This is a genomic window from Roseateles chitinivorans (assembly GCF_050632235.1).
Classification (GTDB): domain Bacteria; phylum Pseudomonadota; class Gammaproteobacteria; order Burkholderiales; family Burkholderiaceae_C; genus Roseateles; species Roseateles chitinivorans_A.
This window is the reverse complement of record NZ_CP192584.1, coordinates 6,066,168-6,090,297: the sequence shown is the minus strand read 5'-3', so window position 1 is coordinate 6,090,297 and position 24,130 is coordinate 6,066,168. Positions and strand designations below refer to the sequence as shown.

The 24,130-nt window shown below is 67.7% G+C and carries 25 protein-coding genes; 13 read left to right on the top strand and 12 right to left on the bottom strand.

Features of this window, described 5'->3' with window-relative positions; translation table 11 throughout:
* Positions 1-354 precede the first annotated feature (354 nt).
* From ACQ859_RS27885 to ACQ859_RS27875, 3 genes are all read left to right on the top strand, one after another.
* Positions 355-681: a hypothetical protein gene (locus ACQ859_RS27885; RefSeq protein ID WP_431263713.1), complete on the top strand. Its 327-nt coding sequence runs from the start codon at positions 355-357 to the stop codon at positions 679-681.
* A gap of 65 nt (positions 682-746) precedes the next feature.
* The gene (locus tag ACQ859_RS27880) at positions 747-1,334 is read left to right on the top strand and encodes a hypothetical protein (protein ID WP_431263712.1); all 588 of its coding nucleotides are present in this window, start codon (positions 747-749) and stop codon (positions 1,332-1,334) included.
* Entirely contained in the window at positions 1,315-2,052 is a 738-nt protein-coding gene (locus ACQ859_RS27875; RefSeq protein ID WP_431263711.1) for a class I SAM-dependent methyltransferase, read from the top strand. The genes ACQ859_RS27880 and ACQ859_RS27875 overlap by 20 nt, the downstream gene beginning before the upstream one ends.
* A gap of 24 nt (positions 2,053-2,076) precedes the next feature.
* On the opposite strand, the gene ACQ859_RS27870 is transcribed toward ACQ859_RS27875, so the two are convergent.
* The 3 genes from ACQ859_RS27870 to ACQ859_RS27860 all read right to left on the bottom strand — a co-directional run bounded on the left by ACQ859_RS27870 (position 2,077) and on the right by ACQ859_RS27860 (position 6,278).
* Positions 2,077-3,495, bottom strand: coding sequence for an efflux transporter outer membrane subunit (locus ACQ859_RS27870; protein WP_431266674.1), 1,419 nt, complete (start codon positions 3,493-3,495; stop codon positions 2,077-2,079).
* Positions 3,496-3,610: 115 nt separating this feature from the next.
* Entirely contained in the window at positions 3,611-5,251 is a 1,641-nt protein-coding gene (locus tag ACQ859_RS27865; RefSeq protein ID WP_431263710.1) for an MDR family MFS transporter, read from the bottom strand.
* A complete protein-coding gene (locus ACQ859_RS27860) occupies positions 5,244-6,278 on the bottom strand; it encodes an HlyD family secretion protein (protein WP_431263709.1) in 1,035 nt (344 codons plus the stop codon). Before ACQ859_RS27860 ends, ACQ859_RS27865 begins: the two co-directional genes overlap by 8 nt.
* 279 nt (positions 6,279-6,557) lie before the next feature.
* Here ACQ859_RS27860 and ACQ859_RS27855 point away from each other — a divergent pair, with 279 nt between their 5' ends.
* A complete protein-coding gene (locus ACQ859_RS27855) occupies positions 6,558-7,289 on the top strand; it encodes a CerR family C-terminal domain-containing protein (RefSeq protein WP_431263708.1) in 732 nt (243 codons plus the stop codon).
* Between the two features lie 7 nt (positions 7,290-7,296).
* On the opposite strand, the gene ACQ859_RS27850 is transcribed toward ACQ859_RS27855, so the two are convergent.
* Positions 7,297-8,061, bottom strand: coding sequence for an SDR family oxidoreductase (locus ACQ859_RS27850; RefSeq protein ID WP_431263707.1), 765 nt, complete (start codon positions 8,059-8,061; stop codon positions 7,297-7,299).
* 138 nt (positions 8,062-8,199) lie between these two features.
* Between ACQ859_RS27850 and ACQ859_RS27845 the strand changes: the two genes are divergently transcribed.
* The 3 genes from ACQ859_RS27845 (at position 8,200) to ACQ859_RS27835 (ending at position 10,686) form a co-directional block, all read left to right on the top strand.
* On the top strand, positions 8,200-9,135 hold the full coding sequence (locus ACQ859_RS27845) for an AraC family transcriptional regulator (RefSeq protein ID WP_431263706.1): 936 nt from the start codon (positions 8,200-8,202) through the stop codon (positions 9,133-9,135).
* Positions 9,122-10,027 carry an aromatic amino acid DMT transporter YddG gene (yddG, locus tag ACQ859_RS27840; protein WP_431263705.1) on the top strand — a complete coding sequence of 302 codons (906 nt, stop codon included), beginning with the start codon at positions 9,122-9,124 and terminating at the stop codon, positions 10,025-10,027. The genes ACQ859_RS27845 and yddG overlap by 14 nt, the downstream gene beginning before the upstream one ends.
* Before the next feature lie 245 nt (positions 10,028-10,272).
* Positions 10,273-10,686 (top strand): VOC family protein, encoded by a 414-nt coding sequence (locus ACQ859_RS27835; RefSeq protein WP_431263704.1) that lies wholly within the window; start codon positions 10,273-10,275, stop codon positions 10,684-10,686.
* 10 nt (positions 10,687-10,696) lie between these two features.
* Here the strand turns inward: ACQ859_RS27835 and ACQ859_RS27830 are convergent, their stop codons facing one another.
* Together ACQ859_RS27830 and ACQ859_RS27825 are read right to left on the bottom strand one after the other, a co-directional pair.
* Entirely contained in the window at positions 10,697-10,999 is a 303-nt protein-coding gene (locus ACQ859_RS27830) for a putative quinol monooxygenase (protein ID WP_431263703.1), read from the bottom strand.
* Positions 10,996-11,676: a type 1 glutamine amidotransferase domain-containing protein gene (locus tag ACQ859_RS27825; protein WP_431263702.1), complete on the bottom strand. Its 681-nt coding sequence runs from the start codon at positions 11,674-11,676 to the stop codon at positions 10,996-10,998. The genes ACQ859_RS27830 and ACQ859_RS27825 overlap by 4 nt, the downstream gene beginning before the upstream one ends.
* A 150-nt stretch (positions 11,677-11,826) precedes the next feature.
* Between ACQ859_RS27825 and ACQ859_RS27820 the strand changes: the two genes are divergently transcribed.
* Together ACQ859_RS27820 and ACQ859_RS27815 are read left to right on the top strand one after the other, a co-directional pair.
* Entirely contained in the window at positions 11,827-12,225 is a 399-nt protein-coding gene (locus tag ACQ859_RS27820) for a hypothetical protein (RefSeq protein WP_431263701.1), read from the top strand.
* A gap of 21 nt (positions 12,226-12,246) precedes the next feature.
* Positions 12,247-13,200 (top strand): C13 family peptidase, encoded by a 954-nt coding sequence (locus tag ACQ859_RS27815; RefSeq protein WP_431263700.1) that lies wholly within the window; start codon positions 12,247-12,249, stop codon positions 13,198-13,200.
* A gap of 60 nt (positions 13,201-13,260) precedes the next feature.
* On the opposite strand, the gene ACQ859_RS27810 is transcribed toward ACQ859_RS27815, so the two are convergent.
* Positions 13,261-13,524, bottom strand: coding sequence for a hypothetical protein (locus tag ACQ859_RS27810; RefSeq protein WP_431263699.1), 264 nt, complete (start codon positions 13,522-13,524; stop codon positions 13,261-13,263).
* A 596-nt stretch (positions 13,525-14,120) separates the two neighbouring features.
* Between ACQ859_RS27810 and fusA the strand changes: the two genes are divergently transcribed.
* Entirely contained in the window at positions 14,121-16,172 is a 2,052-nt protein-coding gene (gene fusA / locus ACQ859_RS27805) for an elongation factor G (protein WP_431263698.1), read from the top strand.
* A 118-nt stretch (positions 16,173-16,290) separates the two neighbouring features.
* Here fusA and ACQ859_RS27800 read toward each other — a convergent pair whose 3' ends face one another.
* Entirely contained in the window at positions 16,291-16,866 is a 576-nt protein-coding gene (locus ACQ859_RS27800; RefSeq protein ID WP_431263697.1) for a cohesin domain-containing protein, read from the bottom strand.
* Positions 16,867-16,874: 8 nt separating this feature from the next.
* Entirely contained in the window at positions 16,875-19,496 is a 2,622-nt protein-coding gene (locus ACQ859_RS27795; RefSeq protein WP_431263696.1) for a phosphocholine-specific phospholipase C, read from the bottom strand.
* A gap of 250 nt (positions 19,497-19,746) precedes the next feature.
* On the opposite strand from ACQ859_RS27795, the gene ACQ859_RS27790 reads away from it, so the two are divergent.
* From ACQ859_RS27790 to ACQ859_RS27780, 3 genes are all read left to right on the top strand, one after another.
* Positions 19,747-20,106, top strand: coding sequence for a hypothetical protein (locus tag ACQ859_RS27790; RefSeq protein WP_431263695.1), 360 nt, complete (start codon positions 19,747-19,749; stop codon positions 20,104-20,106).
* A gap of 333 nt (positions 20,107-20,439) precedes the next feature.
* A complete protein-coding gene (locus ACQ859_RS27785; RefSeq protein WP_431263694.1) occupies positions 20,440-20,928 on the top strand; it encodes a GNAT family N-acetyltransferase in 489 nt (162 codons plus the stop codon).
* A gap of 107 nt (positions 20,929-21,035) precedes the next feature.
* Complete coding sequence (locus ACQ859_RS27780) at positions 21,036-21,467, top strand: hypothetical protein (protein ID WP_431263693.1); 432 nt, start codon at positions 21,036-21,038, stop codon at positions 21,465-21,467.
* Positions 21,468-21,519: 52 nt separating this feature from the next.
* Here ACQ859_RS27780 and ACQ859_RS27775 read toward each other — a convergent pair whose 3' ends face one another.
* From ACQ859_RS27775 to ACQ859_RS27765, 3 genes are all read right to left on the bottom strand, one after another.
* Positions 21,520-22,215, bottom strand: a complete 696-nt coding sequence (locus ACQ859_RS27775) for a hypothetical protein (protein ID WP_431263692.1) — start codon at positions 22,213-22,215, stop codon at positions 21,520-21,522.
* 80 nt (positions 22,216-22,295) lie between these two features.
* A complete protein-coding gene (locus tag ACQ859_RS27770; protein WP_431263691.1) occupies positions 22,296-23,375 on the bottom strand; it encodes a hypothetical protein in 1,080 nt (359 codons plus the stop codon).
* Positions 23,372-24,058: a hypothetical protein gene (locus ACQ859_RS27765; protein ID WP_431263690.1), complete on the bottom strand. Its 687-nt coding sequence runs from the start codon at positions 24,056-24,058 to the stop codon at positions 23,372-23,374. Before ACQ859_RS27765 ends, ACQ859_RS27770 begins: the two co-directional genes overlap by 4 nt.
* Positions 24,059-24,130: the final 72 nt, after the last annotated feature.

Genomic DNA, 24,130 nt, shown 5'->3' with positions numbered 1-24,130 from the left:
ATCGGGCGCTTGTCCTTGTAGCCCTATGGAGCCGCACCTGTCGCAGTTCACCCAAGAGGCTCGACGAGGCCTACCAGGACGCGTCGCCCAAACTCGTGCTGATTATGCAAAAGTTGATGTCCGCTGACTGTCTGTCGACCTGTCGGCATCAACGGAAAGAGGTCCGGCATATACGGTACCCCTGAAGGCTTGACCGATGCGGACAGCCCTGACTCTTGCCATTCATTCGCCCTGCAGACGGATCTTTCCGATCTTCCGGTTTTCACTGGTAGCGGGCGACGCTGCGGCCCTGCATGATCGAGAGAAGCTCGCTGCGATGGGCGCCGCGAGCTTTCGACCAAGAGAGGGAGAGAAATGGCTACGAAGAAGTCAAAGGATGCTGCACCGAGTTCTCAAGAGACTAAGGCAAAGGGGCCGCCAAGGCAGGTGAAGAATATTGTTCCAATCGCGTCCCAGAATATCCCGGTCTATGCATCTCCCAAGGTCTCGAAGGCCTTCCAGGAGGTTACTGAAGACATGACGCTTTATCACGGCGTGAGACTGAGCGAAGTTCTTGAGGCTGTCTACAATCAAGGCCAGAAGGACGGCGCGAGAAATGCGATAAAGAAAATTCAGGAAAATCTCAGCGAGACAATTGGGGAGATTCCTCACAGAAATCCTGGGAAGCCAAAGAAGAAGTAATTCTGATGTGAGGCCGATAATTCTATCGGCCTCATTTTCTTTTTGACTCAAGCAAGGGGGAAGAAATGCTTTTGAAGAAGATGCGCGGATCGATTGTTCTGGAGGTCGTGGCGTTGGTCGTGTCTGCGATAGCGCTGGTATTTGCCGTGATGACTTATTTGCGTGAGCCTGGTCGGGATTCTGATAAGGTGACCGTGGATCTAATACGTCAAGTGTACTCAGATTTTATCTCGATCACAGAACAACGAGCTGCGCACCCTTTGCAATCCCATTTGTTTGAGGTTCCGGATAACTACGAGGCATCAGCGGCGCAGGTTCGCTTGGCGGTGGGTGCGGTGCGAGGAAATAAAGCGGAAGTATCGCGATTGTTGCTCGAAGAGCGAGCGGTTGCAGATCGAATATTCACGATGTTTGAACAGGCATTTTATCAGTGGTCTAATGCAAAGGAAAATGGTGACTCTCGCCGTGAGAAATTTCTGCAGGATGTTTTGAATTATTATACGGAGCGGCTTCTTAGGAACCCTAGGCTTGTTTGGTATTGGTCTGCCGCAGGCGGTAAACTCCTTGTGCACTATGAAACGGCTACACAAGAGTTTTATAGCAAGAACGTGAAGCCGTCGAGCCTCAAGGCAGATGCCGTTGGCGCATATTGAGACGCGGGCCGAGGCTATGAATAAAGGGGAATGGAAGGATCTTGCATTGGACTTCGAGCAGTCTGTCTGCGATGTCGTCCGAGTAGATCGCCGGGATGTAATTGGAAGTCTTCTTTCGAAGCACGGGTACGCGCTCGGAAAAGGGACCGTTCTCGATGCCGGTTGCGGTGTGGGAACCTTCGTTTGTAAACATTCTTGGAGGTTTTCCGAAGTCTTGGCGTTAGACTTCGTGCAGGAGATAGCGGAGCAGGCTAAATTGCGCTGCTCGCATATTCCGAATGTGAAATTTGACTGCCTCAATATACTGAATTTGCCACCAGCGCTTCGCGGAAATTTTGATTTGGTGGTGTCCTTGAATGTCCTGACGACGCCTTCCGCCTCTTGGCGAGCACGCTATTGGAAAGCTACTCTGAGCGCTGTTCGTAAGAAGGGCCACCTATTGTTGCTCGTGCCTTCGTTGGAATCGGCAAATTTTGTACAGAGATATCTTGGGAACTTCGATCTGGTAAACGAAAATGCAGGGCTTGTGAATAGGGATGGTGCCATTCAGAAATTCTATTCTTGGCCGGAATTGGAGATAACTCTGGCGAACCTAGGTCTCAACTCCCTTGAGTTGATAAAATTTCATTATCCTTGGAGTTTGGAGGGTGTCAGCACCCCTTTGAATGCGAGAACTAAGAGACCATGGGATTGGCTGTGCTTTTGCGAGAGGCGTTAGTCCTTCATTGCATAACAATGAAGGTCAATCCATTCCACGCTCCCAGCCCAGGCCGAGGCTCTTCTGCAAGGCCACGAAGTCCTTGAGCAGCGCGGACTCGCCGTCCAGCGTCTTCAATTTCGCGTCGGTGTCGCGGCGCTGTGCGTCGAGCAGGTCGATCTGGCTCGCGGCGCCCGCCTGTCGGCGTTGCCGCGTCAGGTCCAGCGTCCGTTCGGTGGAGCCCTGCTGCGCGATCAGATGCTGGACCGACTGCCGTTGCCGGCCGAAGCGCGCCAGCGAGGTGTTGGCATCCTGCAGCGCGCCGAGCACCGTGGCCTTGTAGTTGGCGACGGCCTCGTCGCGGCCCGCTTCGGCCTCGCGCACGGCGGCCGCGGTCCGGCCGAAGTCGAGGAAGTTCCAGCTCAGGTAGGGCACGGCGGCGAGCGCGAGGTTGTCGGTGCGCAGCAGCTTGCCGGGGTTGGTGCCGGCGACGCCGAGGTTGCCCAGCAGGCTGAGCTTGGGGAAGTACTTCGCCTTCTCCTGGCCGATCTGCGCGTTGCGGCCGGCGAGGCGGCGCTCGGCCGCGCGGATGTCCGGACGACGCTGCAGCAGCGAGGCGGGATCGCCGATGGCGACGCTGTCCGGTGCTTGCGGCAGCGCGAGCGGCGCGGACTGCGACGAGGCCAGCTGCGCATCGAGCGCGCCGGGTGCCTGTCCAGTCAGCAAGGCCAGCCGGTCGAGCGAGGCGGCGATGTCCGCCGCCACGTCGGCCAGCGAGGCCTGCGTCGCTTCGCCTTGCTGGGCGCGTTGCTCGACGTCGTCGGCGTTCGCGACGCCCTGGTCGCGCCGCTGGCGCACGAGCGTCAACGCCTGCGCGTCGAAGGCCGCGGTGTCGCGCAACAGCGCCTGCCGGCGTTGCTGGGCGCGCAGGCCGACGTAGGTCGAGGCGACCTCCGCCGTCAACGAGACCTGCGCATCGGCGAGGTCCGCCTGCACGGCCTGCGCCTGCGCGGAAGCGGACTCGACCGCGCGCCTGGTGCCGCCGAAGAGGTCGACTTCCCAGGTCGCGTCGAAGCCGACGCTGTAGAGATGGAGCGAGCTCTCGTGGTCGGTGCCCGGCCCTTGCCAGACGCCGCCGCCGAGTGCCGAGGCCGAGCCCTTCGGACGGCCGTTGGCTTCCTGTTCGTTGAACGCGGCGCGCGCGGAACGCAGACGCGCCTCGGCGGCCTGCAGCGTCGGGCTCTGGCTCAGCGCCTGTTCGACGAGTCCGTCGAGCGTGGCGTCGCCAAGCGCGCGCCACCACTGCGCCGGGACCGGCGCGGGAGCGTCCGCGGAGGCCTGGGTCGTGGCGCTGGTCGAGGCGTCGTCGCGCTTGAAGCGCGATGGCTGGAGCGCATCGGCCGCGACGGCCGGCGCGCCGTTGTAGTCGGGGCCGACGGTGGTGCAGCCGGCGAGCAGCAGCATGGCGGCCGCAGCCGCCACGGCCGACAAGGTCGTGAGCGTGGTGAGCCTGAGCGGCCCCGAGAGCCGGAAGCGGGAGAGCGGAACAGAGAGGGGAGGGGAGTGGAGCATGGGAATCTCAATGCGCGTCGTTGGACACCGGCGCCTTGCCGGGCTGCTGCGGTGTCTTGAGCGTGAGCGCGAGCGGGACGCAGAGCAGCAGCGCGGCCGCGAGCACGTAGAAGGTTTCGGAGAAGGTCATGACGCTGGCCTGCTGATGGATGGTCAGCACGATCTCCTTCATCGCCTGCAGCTGCGCGTAGGCGAAGTCGCCGACCTGCGCGAAGTGGCTCGCGGTGCTGCCGGCCAGGCGTTCCTGCACCAGCGTGGAATTCGCGTTGAGCGTTTCGCCGAGCCGGTCGATGTGCAGGCTGTTGCGCCGGTCGATGAAGGTGCCGATGACGGCCAGGCCGACCGAGCCGCCCAGGTTGCGCGCCATGTTGTAGATGCCGGCGGCGTCGCCCGACTCCTCGCGCGTGACCGTGGCCATCGACGCCTGGTTGAGCGGCATCATGCACAGCATCTGCCCGACGCCGCGCAGCAGCTGCGAGCCGATGAAGTCGTGGCCGACGCTCTGCGCGGTGAGGCTGATGTCGAGCAGGCAGCTCGCGGCGAACGCGGCCAGCCCCAGGATCACCATCACGCGCAGGTCCACGCGCGAGATCAGCCGCGGCAGGATGGGCATCATCAGGAAGGCGGGCACGCCGGCCAGCAGCATGATCGCGCCCGACTGCTGCGCGTTGTAGCCGGCGATCAGCGCGAGGAACTGCGGCACCAGGTAGGAGATGCAGTACAGCCCCGCCCCGACGGTGAACACGATGACGATGACGCTGGCATAGTGCCAGTTGCGCATCAGGCGCAGCCGCAGGATGGGCCGGGACGCGTAGCGCTGCGAGAGCGCGATCATCGCCATGCCGATCGCCGAGACCAGGCTCAGCGTGAGGATCAGCGAGGACTCGAACCAGCGCTCGCGCTGGCCTTCCTCGAGCACGACGGTCAGCGTCGACAGTCCCACCGCGAGGCCGACGATGCCCAGCCAGTCGGCGCGGATGAACTCCTCGAGGTGCATGCGCTGCGCCGGCAGGCCGAGCAGCAGCAGCGTGAGCAGCGCGGCGCAGACCGGCACGTTGATGAAGAAGCACCAGTGCCAGCTGGCGTTCTCGGTCAGCCAGCCGCCGAGCACGGGCCCCAGCAGCGGCCCGAGCAGCACGATCAGTCCGAACAGCGTCATGCCGACGGGGAGCTGATGCCGCGGCAGCCGCGTGCGGATGATGGTCTGCGCGGTGGGGATCATCGCGCCGCCGGTGAAGCCTTGCCCGATGCGCGCGAGGATCAGCATCGGCAGGCTGCCCGAGAGACCGCACAGCACCGAGAAGAAGGTGAACAGCGCCGCGTTGCCGACCAGGAAGTTGCGCAGCCCGAAGACACGCGTGAGCCACGCGGCCAGCGGGATCATCACGATCTCCGACATCAGGTAGCCGGTGGAGATCCAGGTGCCCTCGGTGCCGGTCGCGCCGATGGCGCCCTGGATCTGCGGCAACGCCGAGTTGGTGATCGAGATGTCCAGCGTCGCCATCAGCGCGCCGAGCGCGCCGGCCGCGACGGCGATCCAGTCGCCCGTGCCGGCGTTGGGCTCGGCATGCGGGGCGGCCCCGGGAGCGTTCGAGGCGCTCGATGCGTCCGGCGCACCGGACGCGGCCGGCGAGGCGGCCTCAGCCATGGCGCGCTCCGCGGGTGTCGACGTCGGTGGTCACCGAGAGTCCGGGCAGCAGACGATCGCGCAGCGCCGGATCGGCCTTCGGGTCGAGCTGCACGCGGATGCGCACCGGCACGCGCTGGACGATCTTCGTGAAGTTGCCGGTGGCGTTCTCCGACGGCAGCAGCGCGAACTGCGCGCCGGTGCCGGGCGAGAAGCTCTCGACGGTGCCGTGCAGGTCGAGGTCGGGCAGGGCGTCGACGTGCAGCGTCACCGGCTGCCCGGCGCGCATGCGGCCGATCTGCGTTTCCTTGAAGTTGGCGACGAGGTAGACGTCCTGCGTCGGCACGACGGTCATCATCCGCGTGCCCGGCTGCACGAACTGGCCGACGCGCACGGTGGTGTCGCCGATGCGGCCGTCGATGGCGGCGCGCACGACGGTGTCGTCGACGTCGAGGTGGTTCTGGCGCAGCGCGGCCTCGGCGGCCTCGACCTGCGCCTTCGATTGCGAGACCTGGGCCTCGCTCGACTTCAGCCGGCCGTCGGCGGCCTTCACCGCGGCCTCGGCGGCGGCGAGGCTGGCCACCGCCTGGTCGCGGGTGTTGCGCAGTTCGGCCAGACGCTCCGCGGTCGTTGCGCCGGTGGCGGCCAGCGGCGTGTGGCGCGTCACCTCGTCCTGCGCGTGGGTCAGCGCCAGGCGCGAGGCCTCGGCCTGCGCGCGCGTCTGCGCGAGCTGCCCCTGCTGCTGGAGGATGTCCGCCTCGAAGCGGCGGATGTCGGCCTTGCGGCCGTCGATGGTCGCCTGCGACTGGTCGGCGGCGGCCTGGTACTGGCGCGCATCCAGCTTCACGAGCGGGTCGCCGCGCTTCACGGCCTGGTTGGCGACCACATAGACCTGCGTCACATAGCCGCCCACCTTGGGCGCGGCGGTGACGCTGTCGGCCTTCAGGTAGGCGTCGTCGGTGGTCTCGATGAAGCGGCCGGTGGTCCACCAGTGCACGCCGTACGCGCCGGCGGCGACCAGCGCGGCCGCGGCGATGACGAGCAGCACGGGCCTTCGGTTCGACGACGGCTTGGGGGCGGCACCGGGGCCGGGGCGCGGGAGGACGCCGGGGCGTCGGGCCCGTTCGGGCCGGCGGGGGTCTGGGACGACATGGGAGTGGCCGGGTGGACCGGCTCGCAGAATTATTCCGGTCGCTATCTTTTTCCAGTTGGAAGATTTCTGTCAACTGGTATATTTTTGACTTCTGCCATCAGCGTGTGTTTGTCGACGGGGCCTTCACAGGGCCTTGACGGCGCCGGCGCCGCGGCGGCCAGCTGTCCCCCTGCCATGACCGAACGTCCCGTCCGAGCTCCCCGACATCGTGCCGACGCCGCCTATGCGCGCGGCGAAGAGACCCGCCGCCGCATCATCGAGGTGGCGTTGCGGCTGTTCAGCGAGCGTGGTTTCGAGGGAGCGTCGACGCGCGAGATCGCGACGGCGGCGGGCGTGAATGCACCGGCGCTGCAGTACTACTTCGACAACAAGGAAGGCGTGTACCGGGCCTGCGCGCAGTACATCGCGGACAGCTCGGCGGCGCATTTCGGGCCGGTGGTCGAGCGGACCCAGGCGGTGCTCGACGACCCGGCGGCGGCGCCGGACCAGCTCTTCGAGGCCTTCGGAGTGATGCTGGACGCGCTGACCGATTTCCAGCTGCTGCCCGACGATGCCGAGTACCGCCGGCTGTTCATCGCGCACGAGCAGATCGGCCATGCGCCGGGCGTGCTGTTCGAGATCTTCGACAAGACGCTGCGTCCGCGGATGGGCGAGCTGTCGGCGCGCGTGGTCGCGCGTTACTGCGGCATGTCGGAGAAGGACCCGCTGCTGGCGATGCGCGTGATGATGCTGTGCGGACAGGTGATGGTGTTCTCGCTGGGCCGGCGGACCATGCTGACCAAGCTCGGCTGGGAGCGCTTCGGACCGGAGGAGGTCGCGACCATCAAGCGCGCCTCGCGCGAGCACAGCCGCGTGCTGATGGACAGCTGGCGCGAAGAGTCGCGCCAGGACACGGCCAGCCGCTGACGGGGCATCAGGCCGCCGCCAGCGCCTCCGCCAGGGCCACCGCATCGGCGCCGGCCGGCATCCGCATCGGCGCCGCCGGATCGGTGACCGCGCGCCAGACGGCCTGGGCCACGTCCTGCGCCTCGGTCACCGGCGTCGACAGGTCGCGGACGGCGGCGAAGACGCGGTCACGGAAGTCCGTGTAGGCCTCGGGCACGCTGTCGCTCATCAGCTTGCGCGCGTTGTCGCCGAAGCGCGTGCTCGGCGAGCGGCCCGGCAGCACCAGCCGTGCGCGGATGCCGAAGGGCTCGAGTTCCAGCGCGAGCGATTCGGTGAACGCATTCACCGCGGCCTTGCTGCCGGTGTAGACCGACAGCAGCGGCAGCGACTTCAAGGTCACGCTCGAGGTGACGTTCACGATCACGCCGGCGCGGCGCTCGCGGAACTGCGGCAGCACGGCCTGCGTCATTGCGATCGTGCCCAGCACGTTGGTCTCGTAGAGCGCGCGGGCGTTGGCCATGTCGACCGCCTCGAGCGGCGACAGCAGGCCGACACCGGCGTTGTTGACCAGTGCATCGATCGGGCCGGCATCGCCGAGGCATTGGCGGATGCTGGCGGCATCGGTCACGTCGAGCGGCAGCACGCGCAGCGCCTCGGAACGCGGCAGCAGGTCCTCGCGCGGCGTGCGCATGGTGGCGACGACGCGCCAGCCCTGGTCGAGGAAGAAACGCGCCGTCTCGAGGCCGAAGCCGGACGAGCAGCCAGTGATCAGGACGGTGGAAGGACGGGACATCAGGGACTCCTTGGTTGGGGATGCCCTCACGATAGGGAGCGTCGACAGGACTGGCTACACTGCCGAGTCCATTCATTTGTCGAGATCGTCCAGATGGCCCCGGCAACTCCCACGGCCCTGATCCCTTCGCCGCCGCCGGTGACCGACCCGCTGGCGGAAGTCGTTTCCCTGCTGCGCCCGCAGGCGCCGTTCTCCAAGCTCGTCGTGGCGACGGCGCCGTGGGCCGTGCGCCGCAGCGAGACGGGCCGGCCGTTCTACTTCGTCGCGCTCGAGGGCGCCTGCCACCTGACGATCGACGGACCGACGCACAGCGAGACCATCACCGTGCAGCAGGGCGACTTCGTCCTGCTGCCGGCCGCGCGCAACTTCGCGACCTCCAGCCTGGACCGCCAGCCGCCGCGCGAGGGCGAGCCGGTCACTACGCCGATCGCGCCGATGCCGGGCGGCGCGCGCATCGGCGATCCGGACGGGAAGGTCGACATGCGGCTGCTCGTCGGCCACTGCGTGCTCGGCTCGCCGGACGCGGCGCTGCTGGTGTCGCTGCTGCCGCGGTGGGTGCACGTGCGCGGCGAAAGCCGCCTGTCGACGCTGGTGCAGCTGGTCGGCGACGAGTCCCGCGCGCATCGGCCGGCGCGCGAGATCGTCATGTCGCGCCTGCTGGAGGTGCTCCTGATCGAGGCCTTCCGCTCGACGGCCAGCACGGCGCAGACGCCGGGCCTCGTGCGCGGCCTCGCCGATCCGAAGCTGGCGCAGGCGCTGCGGCGCATGCACGAGGCGCCGGCGCTGCCGTGGACGGTCGTCGAGCTGGCGAAGGAGGCGTCGATGTCGCGCTCCGCGTTCTTCGAGCGCTTCAGCCGTGCGATCGGCGTCGCGCCGATGACCTACCTGCTCGGCTGGCGCATGGCGTTGGCCAAACAATGGTTGCGGCAGCGCGAGCTGTCGATCGCGGAGATCGCCGAGCGCATCGGCTACAGCGCCGTCGGTCCGTTCGGGGTCGCGTTCACGCGGCACGTGGGCATGCCGCCGGGACGTTATGCCCGGCGGCCGAATGAAAGCATGCATGTCGAAGTCTGAGCTGTCCAAGCCGGTGTGGAACGGCGCCACGCTGCTGGGCCTGGTGGCCATCCTGTTCTGGAGCACGTCCGTCGGCGTCACCCGCAGCACGATCGAGTTCCTGGGCCGGACCGGCGCGCCGGCCGTGCTGTTCACGGTGTCCGCGCTGCTGCTCCTGCCGACGCGCACGTCGCTGCGCGAGATGCCGCGGCGTTATCTCTGGCTGGGCGCCGCGCTGTTCGTCGGGTACGAGCTCTGCTTCGTCCTCGCGCTCGGCTTCGCGCGCTCGCGCCACGAGGCCATCGAGGTCGGCATGGTGAACTACCTCTGGCCGAGCCTGACGGTGCTGTGCTCCGCGATCGCCGGCCGCAAGCGGTTGAACGTGCTGATGCTGGGCGGACTGGCGCTGGCCTTCGCCGGGGTGATCGCGGCGTCGTCACCGCCGGAAGGACTGTCGCTCAGCCAGTTCTTCCACAACGCGGCGTCGAATCCGCTGAGCTACGGACTGGCCTTCATCGGCGCCATCGTGTGGGCCCTCTACAGCACCTGCACGAAACACATGGCCGAGGGCAAGAACGCGCTCTGGTTCTTCATGGCGCTGAGCGCGGCCGGTTTCTGGATCGTGCACGCGTTCAATGCCGGGCGCACGCCGATGAACTGGTCGACGCACGTGGTCCTCCAGGTCGCGCTGGCGAGCGCCGCGGTGACGCTCGCCTACATGCTCTGGAACATCGGCGTGCTCCGCGGGAACATCCACGTGCTCGGCCTGGCCGCGAACGGGACGCCGCTGATGTCGGCGCTGTTCGCGTCGGTGCTGCTGAGCGCGCCCTTGCCCCCGGTGTTCTGGGGCGGGGCGGCGATGGTGGCGATCGGCTCGCTGATCGCGGGGATAGGCGCAAGACGATCGGCATGAGCGACGTGAGCGACGTGAGCGACGTGAGCGACGTGAGCGACGTGAGCGGCGGGAGCGGTCTGATCGGCCCCACCGGTCTGCCGCCGGACTGATCGCGTCTATCCCGGCGCGCTGCCGAGTCCTGTCAGCAGACCCTGCTGTCACGCGCCTGCCATCCGGGTTCCTACATTGACCTTACCGGTCGCGCCGGGCGTTGCCACGCGGCGCCGCGCGAGCCGGTTTGTTCAACGAGTCCAGGAACGACCATGGCATTGACCGTCACCCCCCACCTCAACTTCCGCGCCCAGGCCCGCGAGGCACTGACCTTCTATCACGGCATCTTCGGCGGCGACCTCATGGCCGTGACCTACGGCGAGGCGCATGCCGCGCGTTCCGAGGCCGACACGGCCCTGGTGCTCTTCGGCCAGGTCGTGGCGCCGAACGGCTTCCGCGTCATGGCCTACGACGTGCCGACCGACCTGAGCTGGGATCGCGGTGACCGCGCCTTCTTCGTCTCGATCCAGAGCGGCGACGCCGGCGAGATCTCGGCCTTCTGGAAGCAGTTGGCCGAGGGCGCCTCGATCCTGCAGGATCTCGGCCCCTCGGCCTGGTCGCCGGCCTACGGCATGCTCACCGACAAGTTCGGCGTGACCTGGGCGTTGAGCGTCGCCACGTTCTGACCGGGGCGGCTCAAGCCGCCGGCTGCAACAGCTCCACCTGCCGCCCGCTCAGCAGCGGCAGGATGCGCTGCACCACCAGGTCCTGGTAGTGGGCCGAGGCGCGGTGCGCGTCGATGGCGGCCTGGTCGGCATAGCGCTCCAGCAGGAGCAGCTCTCCCGGCACGCCGACGCTCTGGAACGCCTCGTAGCCCTGGCAGCCGGGCTCGGCCAGCGATTGCTCGCGCAGCGCGGCGACCAGCGGGAGCACCGCCTGCACCGTCTCCGGCGCCATGCGCCAGCGGGCCACGACGACGATCGGGGCAACGGCGCTCATGCGACGTCCTTGTTCAGCGCGGCCACGATCTCCTTCGCCAGCGGGGCGCCGGACGCCGGGTTCTGACCCGTCATCAGGCGGCCGTCGACGACGACCTTGGGCTGCCACATGTCGGCCTTGTCGTAGATCGCGCCTTCCTCGACCAGCGCGCTTTCCAGCAGGAACGGCACGTCGGCGATGGCGTAGCCTTCCTCCTCCGCATTCGAGAACGCGGTGACGCGACGTCCCTTCAGGAACGGCGTGCCGTCGTCGAGCGTCACGCCGGCGAAGGCCACGGGACCGTGACACACGGCGGAGACGATCTTGCCGCCGTTCCAGGCGCGGATAACCGCCTGCTTCACGTCGGGATCGGTCGCGATGTCGGCCATCGGGCCGAGACCGCCCGGGAAGAAGATCGCGTCGTAATCCAGCACGTCGACCTCGGACAGCTTGCGGCTGCGCGACAGGCGGCGGAAGGCCGCACTCTCCCGGAACGCGCGCTGCGCCGGGTCGGTCTCGTCATACGCGTCCGACGGCGGCGTGCCGCCGAGCGGCGACACAAAATCGACGGCCACGCCGGCGTGGTCGAATACCTCGAACGGATGCGCGACCTCGGCGAAGAAGTAACCCGTCGGGCGATGGTTCGGGCCGATCTGGGCGGTGTTGGTCAGGACGAAGAGGACATGCTTGACGGTCATGATGAGCTCCTTGGCGGTGCCCGCGTCGCGGGCGGATTCGAAGGTCGTCGCTCCCAGGGGGGATGAATATCGACGTGGCCAGGGAATGATGGGCGTTCGACTTCAATTCATGAAATTTATTCGATGGATATCAGTCATTCACAACGAAGCATGACTCCGGGCTTCAGCTGGCTCTCCGAGGCCGCGCGTGTCTTGACCTTCCGCGCGCCGCGCTGGGAGCGGCTGGACGGGGGACCGTGGACGCTGGTCGCGCTCGTGGCGCTGTCGCTGGCCGTCGGTCTCGGCCTGCAGCGTGAGGCGATCGATGGCGCCGCCACCTTCGAGTGGAGCGCGATCTACAAGAGCTGGAGCGGCACGCTCGTGTCAGTGTGGATCTGCTGGCTGCTGCTCGCGTCGTCGAAGCGGCGGGAGCCGGGCCCGGCCAACGTCGGCACCTTGGTGTCGCTGCTCGTCGCCGTCACGCTGGTGCTGAACGTCGCCGACGGCGTCGTCTCCCAGCTCGTGCCTGCGGTGTTCGGTCCGGCCGACGGCTGGCCCGACTGGGGCTGATGGGTCGCGTGGCTGTTCCCGATGGTCTGGGAAGGACTGGCGAGCCTGCGCCTGTGGTGGCGTCTCACGGCCTCGAATGCCGTGCGCGTGGTCGCGATCCTGCTCACGCCGTTGCCTATCGCGATCAGCGGCTACCTCGATCCGATGTACTTCTGGTGGCCCGCCCGGTCGGCGGATGCGACCGAGGCGTACGCCGGGCTCTCTCTGAGCGAAGAGGTTCTCGACACGCAGTCGCAGCTGATGGCCGACGCCCTGCGCGCGTTGCCGCCATCGCAACCTGGCGTCGTGAACGTCTACGCCGCGACCTACGCGCCGTATGCCTCGCAAGACGTCTTCATGCATGAGAGTGCCGTGGTCGCGAAGACGATGACCGAGCGCTTCGGGACCGCCGGGCGCACGGTGCAACTGGTGACGAACGCCAAGTCGCAGAACGCGATCCCGTGGGCCACGCGGCCGAATCTCCACAAGACCATCGCGCGCATGGGCGCCGTCATGGACCGCGAGAAGGACGTGCTGTTCCTGCACCTGACCTCGCACGGTGGCCATGACGGCCTGCTCGCCACGGACTCGTACCCGCTGGAGACCGAGCCGATGACGCCCGCGCTGCTCAAGCAGTGGCTGGACGAGGCGGGCATCCGCTGGCGGGTGATCTCGATCTCGGCGTGTTTCTCCGGCAGTTGGATAGCTCCGCTGGCCGACGACGGCACGCTGGTGATGACGGCGGCCGATGCCACGCACACGTCCTACGGGTGCGGATCGAAGTCGCCGTTGACCTTCTTCGGACAGGCGATGTATGTCGACGCATTGAAGGAGACCTGGTCCTTCCAGCAGGCGCATGCACGGGCGCGTCAACTGATCGAGGTCCGCGAGAAGGACGCGGGGAAGACCGATGGCTACTCGAATCCGCAGATTCGCGAAGGCGCTGCGATCGGCGACGTGCTGAGGCGCCTGGAGGCGCAGCAGCGGGATCGCTGATGCGGACGGCGCCATGAAGAAGACCGCCCAAGGGCGGTCTTCCTTCTTCGAGTGGTCATGTCAGCTCACGAACTTGATCAGCGCGATCAATGCGGCCAGCATGCCGAAACCACCGAACATCGTCGCCACGGTGGAGCGTTGCATCTCGAGCAGACGCTGGAACAGGTCGCCCTTCAAGTTCGCCACATCGGTCTTGGTAGCCATCTCCTTTGTCGCCTCGCGGATTTCGGCGCCCACGTCCGTCCGGATTGCTGTCGCCGCCGACCGGGCCTCTTCTTCAGGGACGCCAGCGTTCTTCAGCGCCAGGAACACATCGATTTCCATTCATCACCTCACGTTCACGGAGTCATTGCGGAGAGAGAAATCTACGCTCGCACGCCCGACTTGGCACTGACTGGTTCTGAGGCTTCTCGCTGCGATTCGACGTGAATGAGTAGTCTGCATTCACAGCAATGAGTGGTCGCGGCGCACGCTGTGCAACCATCGCAACGCCTGACCCCGAATCGAGTACGGTCATCGCGGCGGCCCATTGCGCGAGCGCGCGGCTTCGCTCAAAATCACGCCCATCATGAAGACCTCCCAAGTGATCAAGGCGACTTTCGCCACCTGACGCGCCCTCCGATCGCATTCGGAAGGCGTGCGCGCCTTCCGGTCTTCAACAGAACCCCGGCAGGCCCAGCGCCCTCCGGGGTTTTCTGTTTTCCGATTCCCGTTTTTCACCTCTCGTTGTCGAGTTCAACCATGCGCACCCGCACCTACGACAAGCTGATCGCGACGATTCCCGCCCGCCGGACTTGCGTCCGCCCGCGCTCCGGCTCTCGATCCGGCATCCCGCCGCATCCCTCTCGACGCTAGCCCGCATCAGGTGAATCCGCCTGAGGGCAGCGTCTTGCCCTCAGATTCCGAAAGAAGGATTCACCATGAACTCGCTCCACACGAGCAACAAGCCCCTGCGCAACCTCGGCGTCATCGCCCACGTCGACGCCGGCAAGACCACTACCACCGAACGCATCCTGTTCTACACGGGCGAGAGCCACCGCATCGGCGACGTCAACGACGGCACGACCCGCATGGACTTCGATCCGCAGGAACGTCGCCGCGGCATCACGATCAACAGCGCCGCCGTGTCCGTCCAGTGGAAGGGAACGCAGCTCAACCTGATCGACACGCCCGGGCACATCGACTTCAACATCGAGGTCAACCGCTCGCTGCGCGTGCTCGACGGCGCGGTCGTGGTGTTCGACGGCGTCGCCGGCGTGGAGCCGCAGACCGAGACCAACTGGCGCCTCGCGGACAGGTACCGCGTGCCGCGCATCGCCTTCATCAACAAGCTCGACCGCGTCGGCGCGGACTTCCTCCGCGTCGTGGCGATGATGGCGGAGCGTCTCGGTGCGACCGTGCTGCCGCTGCAGTTGCCGATCGGCGCGGAAGGCGACTTCCGCGGCGTCGTCGATCTGATCGCGATGAAGGCGCTCGTCTGGGAACGCGACGACGCGTCGGCGCCGTACGTCGAATCGGACGTGCCCGCCGCGATGCTCGACCAGGCGCGCGTCCATCGCGCCCGCCTGATCGAGACCGTGGTGGAGCAGGACGACGCCGTGCTCGCCGCGTGGCTCGACGGTCAGCCGATCGATGACGCGACGCTGCGCCGCTGCATCCGACGCGGCGTGCTGTCGGGCGCGTTCGTGCCGGCGCTCGCGGGTTCTGCCTACCGCAACCGCGGCGTGGAGCCGCTGCTGGACGCGGTCGTCGACTACCTGCCGGCGCCGGAGGACATCCGTCGCGCCGACGTCGACGACGCGCAGAAGTCGCCGTCCGATCCGGACGGTCCCTTCGCTGCGCTCGCGTTCAAGGTGGCGGCCGACGGTCATGGGACGATGGTCTTCGTGCGTGTCTATCGCGGACGACTGCGGCGCGGCGACGCGGTGCTCGACGTCAATACCGGGCGCATGGAGCGGGTCGGGCGGCTCTACGAGATCCATGCGGACGACCGCGTGGAACGCGACGAGCTGCGCGCCGGCGACATCGCGGCGGTGATCGGCCTGAAGGAGACGCTGACCGGTCACACGCTGTGCGACCCGGCGAGCCCGCTGCATCTCGAGGAGATCAGCGTGCCCGAGCCGGTGATCGACGTCGCGATCGAGCCGAAGACGCGCGACGACGTGGCGCAGCTGTCGAAGGCGCTGCAGTCCATGCTGCGTGAGGATCCGAGCCTGCGGATGCGCTTCGACGGCGAGACCGGCCAGACGATCCTCTCCGGCATGGGCGAGCTGCAGCTGGAGGTCTCGATCGAGAAGCTGCGTGCGCGTCACGGCGTGGAGGTGCAGGTCGGCCGACCGCAGGTGGCGTACCGGGAGACGCTCGGTCGGGCGGTGGACGTGCATCACGTCCACAAGAAGCAGAGCGGAGGCCCCGGACAGTTCGCCGAGGTCATGCTGCGCTTCGAGCCGTTGGCGCGCGGCGAGGGCGTGCGTTTCGAGAGTCGTGTCGTCGGCGGCGCGATTCCCCGCGAGTTCATTCCCGCGGTGGAAGCGGGCATCCGGCGCGCGGCGCTCAGCGGCGTGATCGCGGGCTTCCCGTGTGTGGACTTCCAGGTCACGCTGCTCGACGGCGGTTTCCACGAGCGCGATTCGTCGGCGATGGCGTTCGAGCTCGCGGCGGCGAATGCGACGCGCGAGGCCTTTGCGAAGGCTGATGCGCAGTTGCTGGAGCCAGTGATGGCCGTTGAAGTCGTCACGCCGGCCGAGTCGCTGGGCGACTGCATCGGCGACCTGAATCGCCGGCGCGGTCTGGTCCGTGGCCAGGAGCTGCGCGGCACCGCGATCGTCGTCGACGCCCAGGTGCCGCTGAGCGAGATGTTCGGCTACATCGGCAACCTGCGTGCGCTCTCGTCGGGCCGCGCGTCGTTCTCGATGCAGTTCGAGCGTCACGAACTGGCGCCGCGCAAGGTGCGCGACGCCGTGGTCCAGTGATCGATCGACGGATCGATGGATCCACGGATCGACTGGTCGGCCAATCGACTGATCGTCGTCTGACAGCCGCCTGAGGAAGGCGGCCCCGAAGGGAGCCCGTGAAAGCGGGCTCCCTTTTTCAGTGCGCCGCCTTGCGACGACGCGTCGTGAACCCGAGCGCGCCCAGGCCCAGCGCCGCGAGCAGCATCGACGTCGGTTCCGGCACGGCCGACACCGCCAGGTTCAGCGACGCGTTGAGCGGCTGCACGTCGCTCCACAGGTAGCCGAGGCTGTGATTCAGATTGCCGGCGTCGCTGATCAGGCCGATCTGCGCGAGGCCGCCCTGCAGCGCGTCGAAGTGCAGCGTGCCGAGCAGCAGCGAGCCCTGGCCGTTGTTGGCCACACCGGGGAAGCTCGAGGCGCCGAAGGTGCCGGCGCCCAGCCATGGGCTGTCGTCGTCCCAGCCGGCGGCGGCGGTGAAGCTGCCGAAGGAGAGCTTGGTCGCGTCGTAGCTCAGGCGGAAGCCGAAGGACAGCAGCTCTTCATCCGACGGCAGACCGCCGAAGGGGTCCACGAGGCTGATGAGCAGGTCCACGCCCTCGCCGACCTTGGCCGGACTGGCGGCGGTGAGCGACACGGTGGCGGCATGGGTGGCGGAGGTGGCCAGCGAGGCGATCGCCAGCGCGGCGGCGGCGAGCAGGGGCTTGAAGTTCATGGGGGTTCTCACAGGGTGCTGAAGAGCTGGTACCAGACGCGGTAGTCCGCTTGCGTGATGCACTTGTCGCCGTCCATGTCGGCCAGCGGCTCGAAGCGCGCATCGCCGGCGCAGCTGCCGATGGCGTTGCGCAGCGTGTCGCGGTCGGCGGCGGTGACGGCGCCGTCGGCGTTCACGTCGCCGTTCTTGCGGATGCGGACCGGCAGGCGCGCCGCGGCTTCGCCGTAGCCGTCGTTGAGGAACAGGCCGAGGAAGTAGTCGCCCTCCGGCTGACCCGCCAGCGCGAACACCTGCGATCCCGACGGGCTCGCCACGTAGTTCCACTTCAGCGAGCCGGGGCCGCCGGGCGTCATGCCGACGCGGTAGAGGCCGATCCAGTTCGTCGTGCTCGACGGCAGGCCGGTCCAGGTCAGCGACACGTTGCCGCCGATGCGGACGCGGTCGACGTCGGCCTTGAAGGTGGCCGTCGGCGTGGTGGGCGGCAGCACCGGCGGCGCGTTCCACGTGACCTGCGCGAGGCCGTTCAGCACCGGGTCGGTGAAGTCGAGGCCCGCGCCTTCGACGTGCCCGGCCAGGCGGCGCTGGAAGGCGTTGTCGCCGTCGACGGTGACGAGCAGGTCGTACCAGCCGTAGCTGGCCGTGACCGCGCGGACGTGATCCCGGCTCGAGCCCGCCGGCACGTCGACCGTCACGACGGTCTTGTCGCCGTAGGCGTTGTCGACGATGCGGAAGCGCATCGTCAGCGTGCTCGCGTTGCGCAGCGTCAGCGTGATGCTGGCGGTCGCGGGCTGCTCCTTCAGGCTGGTCGCAGCCAGGCGGCCGATGCCGTCGAAGCTCATGCGGAACTCGCGCAGGAAGCCGTTGTCGCCATGCACGGCGAGCTGCAGCGGCGCGCTGCTCCAGTTCCAGACTTCCTGGCCGATGCGCTTGCCCGGCTCGACGGTGTAGTGCCACGGACCGTCGGTGCGCAGCGTCGAGTACACGATGAACGCGGCGGTGACGCTGCCCTCGTTGGCGAAGCTCAGCGCGAACTGGCGCGCGTTGGTCGCGGCGATGCCGTCGACGGTCGAGCGGTACGGCAGCGGCGCCGCGCGGCGCGGGGTGCCGCTGGCGGCCTTCTCCTGGCGGGGCAGGCTCTGGTTGGTTGGCGGCAACGCGTCCTTGGTGCCCCAGCCCTTGAAGTACACCGCGTTGGCTGGCACGGAGGACGGGAACTCGGCGCCGCCGGACTTGAAGTCGAAGGCGCTGGTCATGTCGCCGCAGACCGCGCGGCGCCACGGAGAGATGCCGTTGCACTGCACGCTGCTGCGCGCATGGCCGAGCGCGACCAGCCATTCCTCGGTGAAGCGGATCAGCGAGGTGTGGTCGAACAGCTGCGAGCAGACGCGGCCGCCCTTGCTCCACGGCGAGATGACCATGGTCGGCACGCGCGGGCCCAGGCCGATCGGCTGGCCGTTGGCGATCTCGCCCTGCGTGGCGTTGGTCATCGTCGTGCGGCCGCGGTCACTGTTCAGCGGCGCCATCACTGACGGCATGTGGTCGAAGAAGCCGTCGTTCTCGTCGTAGGTCAGGATCAGCGCGGTCTTGGACCAGACCTCGGGCGTCTGCACCAGCGCCTGCAGCAGGCGCGCGGTGAAGTTCTCACCGGCGTTGGGCGTGTCGTCGGGGTGCTCGCAGTACTCGGTCGGCGCGCAGATGTAGGACACGCGCGGCAGGTTGCCGCTGCGGACGTCGGCGGCGAACTGGTCGATCAGCCACTGGCCGGTCGTGCCCGGTGCGTTGGACTGCGTCGAGCCCGCGGCCAGCGCGCGGCCCTTGCGGTACAGCGGCGAGGCGCTGGTCAGCTTCTGCCCGTTGGCGTCGGTGCGGAAGTTCTTGAAGTACTGGAGGTAGTTGTCGCCGTAGTTGTCCCACTCCTGATAGACCTTCCAGCTCACGCCGGCGGTCTCCAGGGTCTCGGCATAGGTCAGCCACTCGTTGCCCTTGGCGGCGGGGTTGTCGTTGGCGATGTCGCCGTTGTAGGTGCCGTTGGTGACGTTGTAGAGCTTGGAATCGGCGATGCCGGTCACGACCGCGTTGCTGTGGCCGGTGAGGGCGTAGAAGCGGTTGGGGTCGGTCGGTCCGAAGATCGAGCAGTGGTAGGCGTCACAGACGGTGAACGCGTCGGCGAGGGCGTAATAGAAAGGCAGGTCGCTGCGGTCGAAGTAGCCCATGGTGCGGGACGACTTCTTCGGCACCCAGACGTTCCAGTCCTTCCAGGTGGCCTCGGTGCCTTTCCAGCTGTGGTCCAGGCCGACGCGCAGCGCGTTGGTGTTGCGGATGTCGAAGTGGTAGGGCAGGACCTGCGAGCCGACGGCCGTGCCGGGCTGCATCCACACCGGCTGGCCGGAGGGCAGGGCGATGGGGCGCGGGTCGCTGTAGCCGCGGACGCCGGCGAGCGTGCCGAGGTAGTGGTCGAAGGAGCGGTTCTCCTGCATCAGGATGACCACGTGCTCGACGTCGGCCAGGGTGCCGGTGACGTTGTTGGCGGGGGTGGCGAGCGCCTGGCGGATGGTCTGCGCGAACGAATGGCTGCTCGCCATGCCGGCAACGGCGGCCGTCAGGAAAGACCGGCGGGATGTCGTGCTCATGAAGCGTCACCTGGGAGGTCGTGAAGCGCGTGATTTTTTTCGCGGAGGAAGTCAGCAGCGTGAAGGGACGACGTAGCGCCCGGGGTCGTCGCCCCCATCGGTGCGAGCAGCGGAGGCGGTGTCCGTCCCGCCGGACGGTGTCACGGCGTGACCTCCGTGGTTGCACCTGTCGATACCGCGGCATCGCGGCGATGGCCGCGCCGACGGGCCGTCCCACACTGCGCGGCGTTGCTTTTCAACGAGGGAAGAGATGAAACGCGTGATCTGGACGCTGATCCTGGGGGCGATGGCGCTGGGCCTGATGCACTGGAGCCAGAAGCACGGCAACGTGGTGCCGGACTGGGCCTTCCTGGTCATCCTCTCGCCCGTCCTCTGGATGACCCTCGCCGAGGATGACGCCGACGAGTTCGATGGCCCGCTGGGCGGCGCGGTCCGCGGCATGGCGCTGATCGTCCTGCTGATCGGCAGCGTCGGGGCGCTCATCGTCGGACTGGTCGGACTCGGGCTGCGCAACGGTCACGGCTGGGAGGCCCTGCTGGTGTATGCGCTGCCGGCCGGCATCGCCGGCCTGGCGTTCTGCGTGCTCAGCCTGATGCGGGCGAGGGAGTAATCTCGTTCCCATGCAAGACGTGACCGACCTGCTCGCTGCCTACGACGACCAACTCCGCTCCGACGCCGAGACGCCCAGCGCCATCGCCGTGACGCGCCTGGGCCCGTTACGGCTGGTGACCTTCGCGCGCGGACGCGGCTTCGTGACCTACCGCGACCTCGGCGGCGCCGATGCGGGGAAATTCATCGGCTCGTCGGGGAGGCGCTGCGGCACTATCAGGCCGATCTTTCTATCACCCACGTCGAATGGAAGTCGCGCGGGCATGACCTGGCACCGGGACTGCGCGAGGCGCTCCTCGAGCACGGCTTCCGGCCTGACGCGCCGGAGTCGATCATGGTCGGCGAGGCGCGCCTGCTGGTCGCCGATGTGCCCTTGCCCGAGGGCGTGACGCTGCGCACCATCCGCGAACCCGAGGAAGTCGCCCGCATGTGCGCGATGCAGGCGGAGGTCTTCGGCGACCACGATCCCGATCCGATGACCCGGTCGCTGCTGGAGCGGCTTGCCCGCGCCGACGGCATGTCCCTGTGGATCGCGGAGGCCGGTGGCGAGGTCATCACCGCCGGACGGCTGGAGCCGGTGGCCGGCACGGACTTCGCCGGCATCTGGGGCGGCGCGACGCGTCCGGCATGGCGGGGACGAGGCGTCTATCGCGCGCTGACGGCGGCGCGTGCGCGCGAAGCGCTGGCGCAGGGGAAGACGCTGATCCACAGCGACTCGACCGACTTCTCGCGGCCCATCCTCGAGGCCTCGGGGATGGTCAAGGTGTCGACGACGACGCCGTACAACTGGGAGCGCCGCCTGGCGCGCGGTGTCACGCCCTGAGTCCCTCGGTCGCGGGAACCGGCACCGGAAAGACGCGGCTATCGTCGCAGGCGTCGCGGCGCTCACACTGCGCGGCATCGCTACCCACTGCTCCAGTCTTCACGTCCATGTCGCTCCGTGTCTTCTTCCTGGTCCTCAGCGTGCTGCTTTACCTGGGCTCCCTCGCGCTGCCGGCGATCCACTTCGCTCAGGGCGACGTTCACAGCGGCTTCTTCCTGCTCTGCCTGGGCTACCTCAATGGCACGGTCCACTGGCTCGCCAATCCCTTGGTGTGGACCGCCTGGCTGCTGTTGGCCCTGCGCAAGCCCGTGCCTGCGCTGATCGTGCTGGGGGCCGCCGTTGCGCTGATGCTCGGCGCGCTGCAGGTGCGCGAGGCGCTCTGGTCCTGGTCCTGGAACAGCACGACCTCGATCCGGCTGAAAGTCGTCGCGCTGGGCACGGGTTACTGGGTCTGGTTGTCGAGCGCGGTCGTCGCCGGGATCGGCGCGCTGGCCGAGTGGGGCAGCCGGGTGGTGGCGCGTGCGGGCAAGTCGCGGTGAGCGGGACGGCGCGACTCAGGCAACGCTTGCCCGGCGCGTGCCGGCCCGGCGCTCACTTCATCGGATCTTCTTCCGGCGCTTGAGGTCCCTCGGCGGCATGGCTGCCCGCCGCGCCGAGTCCGATCCCCGCGCCGAGACCGCCGGCACCCGCTGCGCCACCGCCTCCGCCTCCGCGTGAGCCACCTTCACGCCCACCGGCTCCGCCACCCTTGCCGCCGCCGCTGCCCGCCGGCCTCAGCGGCCCCTGCTTCGGAATCACGACGGACGCCGGGATGGGATCGAGCTCCAGCACCTCGCGGATGAAATCGCGCAGCGACGCGACGAGCGCCGCCGTCTCCACCGGCTTGCCGGTGACCATGTCCTGCGCTGCTTGCGCGGCGAGCCGGACCTGCTCGTCGGTGCCGAGCAGGATGATGTCGGACAGCGCGGCCTCGACCGCATCGCGCATGCGACGGGCGCGATCGGAGGCGCCGATCGCCATCGTGCCGGGCTCGGCGAGCTGGCGCAGTTCTCGCAGGTGGCGCGGGTCGACGGCGAGCGTGCCCGTGAAGGATCCCCCGAGGGTCTTGTAGGCCGCGATCAAGGTCTTCAGACGCTCATTGATCTGCCGGTTCGCGCGTTCGCGCCGCTGCTGCACCGACTGCATCACGAGCAGCCGCACGCCGACGGCGATCAGCGACACGATGACGAGCCCGATCAGCGTCGAGAGCATCGTCTGCCAGGAAGTGAAGTCGAGGGCGCCGCGCATGGGAAGGTCTCCGGAATGAGGGAGAGGGGCAATGCGAAGGCCCGACACGCCGTCTGTGGCGGCGGCGTCTGTCGATATCTCTAGACCCCGGGCACGCCCCGCCGCCGCAGGATCACATGCGACAGCGCGAAGCCGATGCTCGCCGAAGCGAGGAAACCCGGAACCGCCCAGTTGAAGGCGTCCGGACCCGACTGCCAGCAGCTCATCGCCAACTGGGCGGATCCGACGAGGCTGGCCGCGGCCATGAGCAGCAGCGGTTTCAGGCGAGCCATGAAGGCATGGCTGCCGCCCGCGCCGAGGCGCTGGTCGATGAGATCGGCGATCCACGGTGACAGGAACGGCGATCGCTTGGTCCAGAACGCACCGATGCTGAAGAACAGCACGGGCATCACCAGGAGGAACACGAGCGCTTCGCGCGGGACGGGCATCGAGGCCGCGCAGAACGTGCGTCCGCTCTCCGCCGATGGCCCGAGCAGATTGACGCCGAGGAGGCCGACCCAGATGGCCACGATCAGCGCGGTCGATCGCCGGCCGGCTGGCGCGACGGCGCCCGGCGCTGTCGATACGGGAAATGCGGGCGATGCGGTTGGCGGCGGCAGGGGTTCCGCGTGTCCCTCCAGCAGATCCTTCCGGCGCAGTTCGATGAAACGCCACATCACGATCGAGAGCAACGAGAAGAACACCCAGACACGACTGAACACACCGTGGAGCCGCTGGTTCAGCCGGTCGTAGGTCGCCTCGTCGATCTCGACGGCAGGGCCGTTGTTGACGCGCTCGAAGTAGCGGTCGCCCTCCGAGTGCCATTGATGCCGGGTCACGGGCGTGCCATCCGACGTCTGCGCAGACGCCCATGGCGAGGGGCCCCAGTTCGGAACGGCGACGACGGCGCCGATCGCCGCGGCCGCCAGCACCCACGGCGCAAGCAGCTCGCCCAGACGAGGAGACGCCCGACCTGGCGGCGCGGCGTCGAGACGCTTGATCGTCCACGTCGCCGCACTGATGAAGACGAGAAGGGCGACGTGGTTCCACATCAGGAACAACACGATCCACGCCCATGCCGTCCTCGTGCTCGCGATGGTCGCGACCAGGCTGACGACGAACAGGGCGACCGATGCGCGCGACATCAGCCGCGCGCGGCGCAGGCGTCGTTCGGCGCTCACGCGAACGCGCTCAGCAGGCATCCGATCGCCAGCAGGGCCAATGCCGTGCGCAGCGCCACCATGCGCTGCCGCTTGCGCCTGTAATGGGCGCCGAAGCGCGCGATGAAGCCTTTGCTCTGGTTCCTTCCGAAGAAGAGGTACCAGATGCAGTTGAGGCCAGCGATGCCAAGACTCGCCTGGAAGACGAGGAGCGGATGGGACTGCTCCGCATGGATCCCGAGCACGGCGAGGAGGCTGAACGCCGTGAGCGCGATGAACCACCCCCAGTGCCCCGTGCGGCCGGCACGCATCGTGTACGCGTTGGAGAGCTGGATCGCAGGCCCGAAGGCCGGCGTCAGGACGAAGCCGAGCAGGAACGCCAGGTCGGGATTGAAGAGCAGGCGTGGCTGCTCCTCGAGCGGGGCGGGGGTGAGGTCTTCTCCCTCGAGCACGAACTCGCCGGCGTTGAACCTGGCGATGGTTTCCCGCGCCAGCGCGGCCTCCGAGGACCGCACGAGGACGCGCACGCCCCCGAGCGCCGAAGCGAGCCAGGGATTGACGCGCATGATGTTGGCGTCGGCCACCTGCGGCCGCTCCAGTCCAGCGGCGGTGAGCACGCTTTGCAGCAGGTGGGCCTCCGTCGGCGTCTCGCAGCTGGCGACGCGCACGAAGTCGCCGGTCGCCGGCACGGTCTGATCGGTCATCGCTTCCTCCCTCGTCCCGGTCCGGTGGTCCGGACCTCTGTGGGCGAAGCGTATCAGGAGGTGTCGGCGTTC

Bases quoted from the DNA above. Each gene is read 5' to 3' on its own strand.
- ACQ859_RS27885 (WP_431263713.1), top strand. From the start codon at position 355: ATGGCTACGAAGAAGTCAAAGGATGCTGCACCGAGTTCTCAAGAGACT.
- ACQ859_RS27880 (WP_431263712.1), top strand. From the start codon at position 747: ATGCTTTTGAAGAAGATGCGCGGATCGATTGTTCTGGAGGTCGTGGCG.
- ACQ859_RS27875 (WP_431263711.1), top strand. From the start codon at position 1,315: ATGCCGTTGGCGCATATTGAGACGCGGGCCGAGGCTATGAATAAAGGG.
- ACQ859_RS27870 (WP_431266674.1), bottom strand. From the start codon at position 3,495: ATGCTGCTGCTCGCCGGCTGCACCACCGTCGGCCCCGACTACAACGGC.
- ACQ859_RS27865 (WP_431263710.1), bottom strand. From the start codon at position 5,251: ATGGCTGAGGCCGCCTCGCCGGCCGCGTCCGGTGCGCCGGACGCATCG.
- ACQ859_RS27855 (WP_431263708.1), top strand. From the start codon at position 6,558: ATGACCGAACGTCCCGTCCGAGCTCCCCGACATCGTGCCGACGCCGCC.
- ACQ859_RS27850 (WP_431263707.1), bottom strand. From the start codon at position 8,061: ATGTCCCGTCCTTCCACCGTCCTGATCACTGGCTGCTCGTCCGGCTTC.
- yddG (WP_431263705.1), top strand. From the start codon at position 9,122: ATGTCGAAGTCTGAGCTGTCCAAGCCGGTGTGGAACGGCGCCACGCTG.
- ACQ859_RS27835 (WP_431263704.1), top strand. From the start codon at position 10,273: ATGGCATTGACCGTCACCCCCCACCTCAACTTCCGCGCCCAGGCCCGC.
- ACQ859_RS27830 (WP_431263703.1), bottom strand. From the start codon at position 10,999: ATGAGCGCCGTTGCCCCGATCGTCGTCGTGGCCCGCTGGCGCATGGCG.
- ACQ859_RS27825 (WP_431263702.1), bottom strand. From the start codon at position 11,676: ATGACCGTCAAGCATGTCCTCTTCGTCCTGACCAACACCGCCCAGATC.
- ACQ859_RS27820 (WP_431263701.1), top strand. From the start codon at position 11,827: ATGACTCCGGGCTTCAGCTGGCTCTCCGAGGCCGCGCGTGTCTTGACC.
- ACQ859_RS27815 (WP_431263700.1), top strand. From the start codon at position 12,247: ATGGTCTGGGAAGGACTGGCGAGCCTGCGCCTGTGGTGGCGTCTCACG.
- ACQ859_RS27810 (WP_431263699.1), bottom strand. From the start codon at position 13,524: ATGGAAATCGATGTGTTCCTGGCGCTGAAGAACGCTGGCGTCCCTGAA.
- fusA (WP_431263698.1), top strand. From the start codon at position 14,121: ATGAACTCGCTCCACACGAGCAACAAGCCCCTGCGCAACCTCGGCGTC.
- ACQ859_RS27800 (WP_431263697.1), bottom strand. From the start codon at position 16,866: ATGAACTTCAAGCCCCTGCTCGCCGCCGCCGCGCTGGCGATCGCCTCG.
- ACQ859_RS27795 (WP_431263696.1), bottom strand. From the start codon at position 19,496: ATGAGCACGACATCCCGCCGGTCTTTCCTGACGGCCGCCGTTGCCGGC.
- ACQ859_RS27790 (WP_431263695.1), top strand. From the start codon at position 19,747: ATGAAACGCGTGATCTGGACGCTGATCCTGGGGGCGATGGCGCTGGGC.
- ACQ859_RS27785 (WP_431263694.1), top strand. From the start codon at position 20,440: ATGGTCGGCGAGGCGCGCCTGCTGGTCGCCGATGTGCCCTTGCCCGAG.
- ACQ859_RS27780 (WP_431263693.1), top strand. From the start codon at position 21,036: ATGTCGCTCCGTGTCTTCTTCCTGGTCCTCAGCGTGCTGCTTTACCTG.
- ACQ859_RS27775 (WP_431263692.1), bottom strand. From the start codon at position 22,215: ATGCGCGGCGCCCTCGACTTCACTTCCTGGCAGACGATGCTCTCGACG.
- ACQ859_RS27765 (WP_431263690.1), bottom strand. From the start codon at position 24,058: ATGACCGATCAGACCGTGCCGGCGACCGGCGACTTCGTGCGCGTCGCC.